At 58.6% G+C, this 7,715-nt stretch carries 8 protein-coding genes; 5 read left to right on the top strand and 3 right to left on the bottom strand.

All coding sequences use genetic code 11. The annotated features are described in order from the left end of the window. On the bottom strand, positions 1–194 hold a 194-nt coding region (locus AC1DWF_RS28460), incomplete at its 3' end, for a MerR family DNA-binding transcriptional regulator (RefSeq protein ID WP_476842340.1). Positions 195–261: 67 nt separating this feature from the next. On the opposite strand from AC1DWF_RS28460, the gene AC1DWF_RS28455 reads away from it, so the two are divergent. The 5 genes from AC1DWF_RS28455 to AC1DWF_RS28435 all read left to right on the top strand — a co-directional run bounded on the left by AC1DWF_RS28455 (position 262) and on the right by AC1DWF_RS28435 (position 5,725). Further along, positions 262–1,479 (top strand): MFS transporter, encoded by a 1,218-nt coding sequence (locus tag AC1DWF_RS28455; RefSeq protein WP_476784290.1) that lies wholly within the window; start codon positions 262–264, stop codon positions 1,477–1,479. An 837-nt stretch (positions 1,480–2,316) separates the two neighbouring features. After that, positions 2,317–3,549 (top strand): glycine betaine/L-proline ABC transporter ATP-binding protein ProV, encoded by a 1,233-nt coding sequence (proV, locus tag AC1DWF_RS28450; RefSeq protein WP_476784291.1) that lies wholly within the window; start codon positions 2,317–2,319, stop codon positions 3,547–3,549. Between the two features lie 22 nt (positions 3,550–3,571). Further along, positions 3,572–4,450: an ABC transporter permease gene (locus AC1DWF_RS28445; RefSeq protein WP_476842339.1), complete on the top strand. Its 879-nt coding sequence runs from the start codon at positions 3,572–3,574 to the stop codon at positions 4,448–4,450. Positions 4,451–4,512: 62 nt separating this feature from the next. Next, positions 4,513–5,379: a glycine betaine ABC transporter substrate-binding protein gene (locus tag AC1DWF_RS28440; RefSeq protein ID WP_476784296.1), complete on the top strand. Its 867-nt coding sequence runs from the start codon at positions 4,513–4,515 to the stop codon at positions 5,377–5,379. 91 nt (positions 5,380–5,470) lie between these two features. After that, positions 5,471–5,725, top strand: coding sequence for a helix-turn-helix domain-containing protein (locus AC1DWF_RS28435; RefSeq protein WP_476784293.1), 255 nt, complete (start codon positions 5,471–5,473; stop codon positions 5,723–5,725). A gap of 704 nt (positions 5,726–6,429) precedes the next feature. Here the strand turns inward: AC1DWF_RS28435 and AC1DWF_RS28430 are convergent. Together AC1DWF_RS28430 and AC1DWF_RS28425 are read right to left on the bottom strand one after the other, a co-directional pair. Next, positions 6,430–7,086, bottom strand: a complete 657-nt coding sequence (locus tag AC1DWF_RS28430) for an ANTAR domain-containing response regulator (RefSeq protein ID WP_476784294.1) — start codon at positions 7,084–7,086, stop codon at positions 6,430–6,432. 93 nt (positions 7,087–7,179) lie between these two features. Next, positions 7,180–7,715 (bottom strand): transporter substrate-binding protein (locus tag AC1DWF_RS28425; protein ID WP_476842338.1); only part of this gene is annotated, 536 nt, incomplete at its 5' end.

The following is a 7,715-nucleotide window of genomic DNA, read 5'->3' as shown; positions in this document are numbered from 1 at the left end:
ATCTCGGTGAGTGAGAAACCTGCCGTTCTGCCGAGCGCGATCAGGGAGAGCTTCAACAGGACGTCTCCGTCGAATTGTCGCCGCAACCCATGCCGGCCGAAGGATCGGATAAGCCCAATTTCCTCGTAGTACCTCAGGGTAGAGGGCCGTACGCCGGCGCGCTCGGCTACCTCACCAATATCCATCATTTTCATGCTTGACCTCAAGTTGGCTTGAAGTCGTAGCATCTCTTGCAATGACAATTGCGGCAAGGGAAATAGGATGGAAACCACATCAAGAACGACTGAAATGGCGATCTGGCGGGATAGCCGTGCAGTCGCGCTGTTGATGGCGGCAACGCTAACGGTGATGGCAAACGCGACGATCAGCCCCGCGCTCCCCGGATTGCAAAAACTGTTCGCAGACGATCCCCACTCGGCATTGTTGACGCGTCTCCTGGTCACGGCCCCTTCGTTGAGCGTTGCGCTCCTAGCTCCATTGGTGGGGCTTGCCGTGGACCGGATCGGACGACGCGTTCTGCTACTTGCCGGTATTATACTTTTTGTGATCGCAGGCAGCGCCGGGTTGTACCTCCCTAACTTGCCGGCGATCTTCCTGAGTCGCATTGCATTGGGCATCGCCGTCGCGTTTATCATGACCGCGCAGACGGCACTGGTCGGCGACTATTTCGCTGGTGAGGCCCGGAGCGCGCTGACGGGATTGCAAATCTCGGCTCGAAACTTTGGCGGCCTGGTTTTCATATTACTGGCGGGCTTGGTCGCGGCGGTATCGCCGCGATGGGCCTTCGGTGTGTACGGGTTGGCCCTGCTGGTGCTGCCGATTGCATGGATGGTGATCGTGGAGCCGCGGCAGACGCCTTCAGTCGGCCAAGTTGCCTATACGTCCGGATCGGAGGAGCAGCGGAGATGGCGTCTGCCATTTCTTGGTCTGGTCGTCCTGCAGTCGGTAACGAACATGTTCTTCTTCATCATGCCGACGCAGTTACCGTTCTTCCTCGATATCGAGGGTTATAGCAGTGCCGCCATGACGGGCATGACGCTCAGCGTGCTGATGCTGAGTGGCGGCAGCGTGGCGTTGGTCTACTCCCGGATACAGCGGGCTATCGGCTACGCTGGCGTCTATGCAACTGGGTATGCTGCTATGGCGTCTGGTTTCCTGTTGTTGGTGACTTCGGCGGTGCCTATGTTCACTTTGGCTGGCGCTGCTCTGATCGGTGCGGGCTATGCGGCGGTTTCGCCGACATTTGTCGCGCTGACACTTGCTCTTGCACCACCGCATCGCCGGGGGTTGGCCGGCGGCGTACTGACGGCCTCGGTGTTCACCGGCCAATTCATCTCGCCACTGCTCAGCACACCAGTGATCATGACCGCTGGTTATCAGGGGCTCTTCCTGGGCGCAGCCGTGCTTCTGGCGAGCATGGCGGCGATCGCGCTGGGCGGCACTCTCCTGCGAGCCCGCGAAACGCGGCCATTCAGATGACCGGATTTGGCGCGCCCACCAATTTATAGCAGAACACCACCGACAGGTGCTTTGACATGTGCGCGTTCAAGAATGTCTGCCCAGAGTCAGGTAAGAGCGAGCTTGCGCGACCCTAATGTCCGGTTGTCGAGATCTGGAGCCGGAAGCAGTACCACCCGGCGCTTTCGCCGCTAGACGCCAAGCCGCATCTCGACCAGTTCCGAGCCGACAACCGAAATGACGCGCATCAATCGGCAATGCACGCATGGCGTCCCTCCAATGGCAGACGTTTTCTGCGCCGACGCCAGGTGACTTTGTGGCCATCGCTTTAGGCTCATTGCGTACATACGCTGCTCTTTAGCGGATGGCCCCCAGATCCAAGCCAAAGTAGCTCGCCGCTAGCCGTGACGGCGCCCATCCCATTTGGGTAAACATTTTTTGCGCTTGTCCACCGATCGGGCAATTTTCAGGGGCGACAATCGGAGCAGGCCAACACGCGCTTTTACATGGCATCGGCGGCCAAAATGGCACCCCAATCAGCCCCAAAATGCAAGGCCAACAAGCCGGCGGGCACAAAAAGTGGAATTTTTGATGGACTCCGGAAGMTACATGGCGTATTGAGATAGCATCCTTGCGCTTCGACAATAATTTGTCAATGTAGAAAACTCTATTTCTGCGCGCCGACCAATCCTTGATGTTTGTTATATATGCACTCATCTTGGCAGTGCGAGGTTTAGATTTTGCGCCTTCGGAAGGGGCGTCGAAAGTAGTTTCGAACGTGCCTCCATTGGCAGAGGCCTGAGACAAAAATCACGATAAGGAGAGTGCGTCGGCTATCGAGCAGGCGGCAAATCATTGATGGCAATAACGACTGAACACGACAACTGCGCCTCCAGCGAGGCGACGAAGATACGGTTGAGGAACGTCCATAAGATCTTCGGGGAACAGCCCCGGAACGCCCTCGAACTGCTCCGCTCGGGTAAGGACAAGGCCGAAATCCACCGGACAACCGGGTGCTCCATTGGCGTCAACGACGCCAGCCTTGATATCAAGGCAGGAGAGATCTTCGTGATCATGGGCCTGTCCGGATCCGGCAAATCAACCCTTCTACGCTTGCTGAACAGGCTGATAGAGCCGACATCTGGTTCAATTGAGATTGACGGCCACGACATTACGAAGATGTCGCGTAGGGCGCTCATCGACCTCCGCCGCAGGGACATCAGCATGGTGTTCCAATCCTTCGCGCTTCTTCCAAACCGCAACGTGCTAGACAACGCCGCCTTCGGACTGGAAGTGGCCGGAGTTGGGGCGGCTGAACGCCAGATCAAGGCCATGGCAGCGCTGAAGGCCGTGGGGCTGGATAGCTATGGCGAAAGCCGGACGGATGAGCTCTCCGGCGGCATGAAGCAGCGAGTGGGGCTTGCCAGAGCGCTGGCCAGCGAACCGACCATTCTGCTTATGGACGAGGCTTTTTCGGCGCTTGACCCGCTGATCCGTACAGAGATGCAGGACGAACTGGTTCGGCTGCAATCCGAGCACACCCGCACCATCGTTTTTGTCAGCCACGACCTCGATGAAGCGATGCGAATTGGCGACCGTATTTGCATCATGCAAAACGGAAATGTCATCCAGGTTGGAACGCCCGATGAAATCGTCGGCAATCCCGCCAATGATTACGTCCGCTCGTTCTTTCGCAATGTCGACGTCTCACAGGTTTTCAAAGCGGGCGATGTAGCCCGCAAGACACAGCTCACGATCATAGAACGTCAGGGTGTTTCAGCTGCAGCAGCGTTGGAACAGATGAAAAGTCATGACCGGGAGTATGCCATTGTGGTGGGGCGCGACAGAAAATATCTCGGAATGGTCAGCCGGGCGTCGCTGATGGAGAAGGTCCGCTCCAAGGATGCGGACTCGTATCGCAAGGCGTTCCTTTCAGAGGCGGTGCCGATCCTGGCCAGCGAGCAGCTTTCCAGCGTTCTTGGAACTGTGGCGGCCACCGAATGGCCCGTACCCGTAGTGGACGACGAACACCACTATGTCGGCGCCATCAGCAAGTCGGCACTGCTTGAGACGCTCGATCGGGCCAATTGAAACCAGACTTACGGATAAAATCATGTCCTTCGACATCGGCGACGGCATCGACCTAGCCGTCAACTACCTGCTCGACAATTTCGCCCCTGCGCTCGACACGTTCGCAGCGCTGATCGGGTTCGTGACGGGCACCTTGCAAAGCGGCCTCCTAGGCATTCCGATGCCGCTCGGGATCGCCATATTCGTCTTTCTCGCCCTATGCCGCGTCTCTCTCGGCTTTGCAATTTTCACCGGCCTGTCGCTTGCTCTGGTGGGGCAGATGGAGCTTTGGCCGGCAATGATGGAAACCTTGTCATTGGTAATCGCATCGACGATCATTGCGATAATGGTCGGCCTGCCGCTCGGCATCKCAATGGCGCGTCGCGACTCGGTTGCCGCAGTCATCCGCCCGGGGCTGGATCTGATGCAGACCATGCCGGCCTTTGTCTACCTCATTCCTGCGGCAATGTTCTTTGGCCTGGGGGCCGTTCCCGGCACGATAGCGACGGTCATCTTCTCGATGCCTCCGGTCGTGCGCCTAACGAATCTCGGCATCCGTCAGGTGGATGTGGAATTCGTCGAAGCCGGCAACGCATTTGGCTGTACGTCGACCCAACTCCTGCTCAAGGTTCAACTGCCCAACGCGATGCCATCGATCATGGCAGGCATCAACCAGACCATCATGTTGTCATTGTCCATGGTGGTCATCGCTTCGATGATCGGCGCCGGCGGCCTGGGCAACACTGTTCTGACGGGAATTCAGCGACTTGATGTCGGCACCGGCTTTGAAGGCGGCATCGCCGTCGTCATTCTCGCAGTGATCCTTGACCGGCTCACCCAGAGCCTCGGGAAGCAAGGCGCATCCTGGCGCTTGCTGTCTCCCAGCTTCGCATCGCGGCGGTCGGTGGTTACCACCACTTGACCGTTGCACCGCATCAGCGGGCCAGCGGTCCGCTGTTTTCCCAGCCAATAAATGGAGTAGACATATTGAAGGCCATTGGAACCATCAGCCTTGCTGCCATCCTCATTGGCGGCGCAGCTACCGTAGCCATCGCGCAGGACGCAAAGCCTGTAAAGATCGGCTGGTCGGCATGGTCCGACGCGGAATTCGTCACCAAGCTCGCCGCCAAGATCATCAAGGATGAACTGGGCTACAAGGTCGAGCTTATGCAGACGGATGTGGCACCGCTCTACCAGGGCGTGAGCCGCGGGGATCTCGATGCGATGATGATGGCGTGGCTTCCGCAGACCCATGCCGAGTATTATGGYAAGATTGAAGACAAGGTAGACGTCCTCGGCACCGTCTACGACGGCGCCAAGCTTGGATGGGTCGTCCCGGCATATATACCGGAAAGCGACATCAGCTCGATCGAGGACCTGAAGAAAGACGAAGTCAAGCAAAAGCTCGACGGTACTGTTCAGGGCATCGATCCCGGTGCGGGGCTTACCCGTCTTTCGGAAAAGGCGGTCAAGGACTACAGCCTCGACAGCTACAAGCTGCAGATTTCCAGCGAGGCTGGCATGCTGACGACCGTGGACCGCGCAACCAGGTCCGAGAAGTGGTTCGTCGCGACGGCCTGGAGCCCGCATTGGATGTTCGGCAAGTACGAACTGCGCTACATCGCCGATCCGAAGAAGTCCCTCGGCCAGGCCGAGCATGTCGACATATTGGCTCGCAAGGGTTTCAAGCAGGACAACCCGGAGGTCGCAGGCTTTCTGTCGCGCATGAAGCTGCCCATTGGCGATCTGGAAGCGGCAATGTTCCAGGCGCAGGAGACTTCGTATGATGCCGCTGTCGAAAAATACATGGCGGATCATTCCGAACAAGTGAAAGCCTGGACCGGCAAATAGGCGGCAAAATAGGTCCATGGACCTCTGAAAAGAACCTGGCACCGGTCATGGTGCCAGGAGTGCCGATGGGGTCATCTCGAAGGGAGTTCCTATGATTTTCAACGATCACTATGCGGCCAATGGCGTTTTGGACGACACGATTGGCGGACGCATCTCGCTTGCTCGCGATGCATTGGATGTTTCGGCGCAAAGCATGGCGAAAGTGGTGGGCGTCGAGACGAGTACCTGGAGCGACTGGGAAAATGATCGGGCTGCTCCACGCGCCAATCGCCTGGCGATGATCGCGGGCGTTCTGAGTGTAAGCCTCTCATGGCTGCTCACCGGACGAGGCGCGGGTCCGAGGTAATGGTCGGGATTGGCCGATGCTCACGACATGAGACGAGCGGATGAGAATGGGATTTCGATGAAGCATTCACGAGAAAATGCTACTCGTTACTCGTCGAGCATTAAATCTCGGATTAAGAGAATCTGACGTCTAGCCTACCTAGATTTTCGGCCATAGGCGGTTGAAAAGCGTTATGCCGCGTTACGCGACATCTGCGGCTTTGTGCCCATTTGCGTGCGTCAATTTGGACCAATCAGTACACCAAGGTGGGACGCCACCGGCGGCCGAGACTGGCTCGGCGAACATAATATCGGAGGCGCAGTGACCGATTTGCTAACAGGATCCTGCCGAAACCTGACCGTCAGGTTTCGGCCCTATGATGCCACATATTAGACCCACGACGTTCCACGGAAGCCGCCAACGCGTTCGGCAAGGACTCGTTGAAGTCTTCGCGCTCATGCCTGCGGCGCAAGAAAAAGCTAGACCCTTGCTGCAGCATTGCGGAGCCGCGACATCGATCTCCAGCCTGACACGCAGACCCAGACGATGGAACTCGGTCAGYGCACCGCTGGAGGTGAGCGTGCAGTTGCTCACTGTTGCGTCGACGGCGAAAGGAGAGGCTGCCGATCAAGCTCGCCCCGAGTCTTGCCGAGCCTGCCCTGCAACTGTTCGCCTGAACAGCACTTACGGTATCGACTCGCTCCAACTCCGTTCGAGGCGTGAAATCAGGTGACATCGGCAGCTTGACGCAGAGGGAGGTTTAGCAGGTCGCTGGCATTGATGATGGCCAGGGCAATCGCCTCGATGGTGGTGCGTTTGTTCATCGCCTGCTCGCGCAATGTCTCGTATGCGACCTGTTCCGACACCTTATTGGTGGCCATCAGGATTTCCTTGGCCTTGTCGATATCCCGGTGCGCCTTGAGTTTTGCGGAGAGGCGATCGACACGCGTGCGCAGACGCGCCTCGCGCCGGTGATTGTTGACGCTCAGCAGTATGTTGGCGAGGATTCCGAATGTCCTGAGCGGCAGGCCGATCACCGCCTGGGCCCGCAGGCGCAAAACTTTCTCGACGATGATCGGGTTCTCATAGTCCACAATGGCAATCAGCACCGCCGGCGGATCGTCCGCGTTCCAGTTCCAGGCGATGCCGCCTTCGACCAGCGGGCGGATGAAGGCGAACACCACGTCGATGTTGGCAGGAATTTCCGCCGGCGGCGGCCAGTTTGTCTGGACCTGGCAGCCGATCCGGTTGAGGTGCTGCCAAAGCTCCTCGCCCTCGCTGCTCTTGGGCTGCAGCAAAAGGACCCGGAGCGACCGTATGTCCTTGATCTGGATCGGCGCTGATCCGTCATGCGGCGCCACGTGGGGGCTACGTGATACCATTGTTCCTCATCGCGGCAATGTCGTCGTTGCGGAGTTCCAACGCTTGCCTGTGGTGTCGTTCGGTTGCTTGGTCCCATGCCCCTCGGCACGGGGTCATATCGAATGCATGGCCAGCCGCTCCCCCCATTCCTCGGGGTTGTAGCTGGCGAGATAGGGATCCGGCCGGATGGCCGCTGCTGCCTTGGACAGAATCTCGAACTGGCCGTCCTGGCGCGCCCGCGCTACCCGTGGCCATACATAGGTATGGGCGTTGTCGGGGTCGATTCGGATGCGCCCTTGCGGTGCGTCGAATTCCGAACCGAGGATGGCCGGCCGCAATGCCTCGACATCGTCTGTCCTGGCCTTGCGCAGCGCATTGGCCACGACATGGACCTGGAAATAGGCCGCCTCCCAGCACATGTTGGTCACCGCATCGCTGCCGAACTTCTCCTTGAAGCGCTCGACGCAGCGTTCGTTCTGCAGGCCCCCGACCGACTGGAAATAGCTGGCGGAGGTGATGTGGCCGGCGCCGACGTCGATGCCCATCGCCTGGATGTCGGACTCGCTGGTGGTCAGACTGGCGATCGGCATCGATTTCGCATCGAGGCCCGCTTCGGCGAAGGCCTGGTAAAAATGGACGATGCTTTCGC

This window comes from Aminobacter sp. P4_D5 (genome assembly GCF_056401815.1).
The sequence above is the reverse complement of the archived record's forward strand: the minus strand, read 5'-3'. Positions and strand labels throughout refer to the sequence as shown.

Bases quoted from the DNA above. Each gene is read 5' to 3' on its own strand.
- AC1DWF_RS28455 (WP_476784290.1), top strand. From the start codon at position 262: ATGGAAACCACATCAAGAACGACTGAAATGGCGATCTGGCGGGATAGC.
- proV (WP_476784291.1), top strand. From the start codon at position 2,317: ATGGCAATAACGACTGAACACGACAACTGCGCCTCCAGCGAGGCGACG.
- AC1DWF_RS28435 (WP_476784293.1), top strand. From the start codon at position 5,471: ATGATTTTCAACGATCACTATGCGGCCAATGGCGTTTTGGACGACACG.
- AC1DWF_RS28430 (WP_476784294.1), bottom strand. From the start codon at position 7,086: ATGGTATCACGTAGCCCCCACGTGGCGCCGCATGACGGATCAGCGCCG.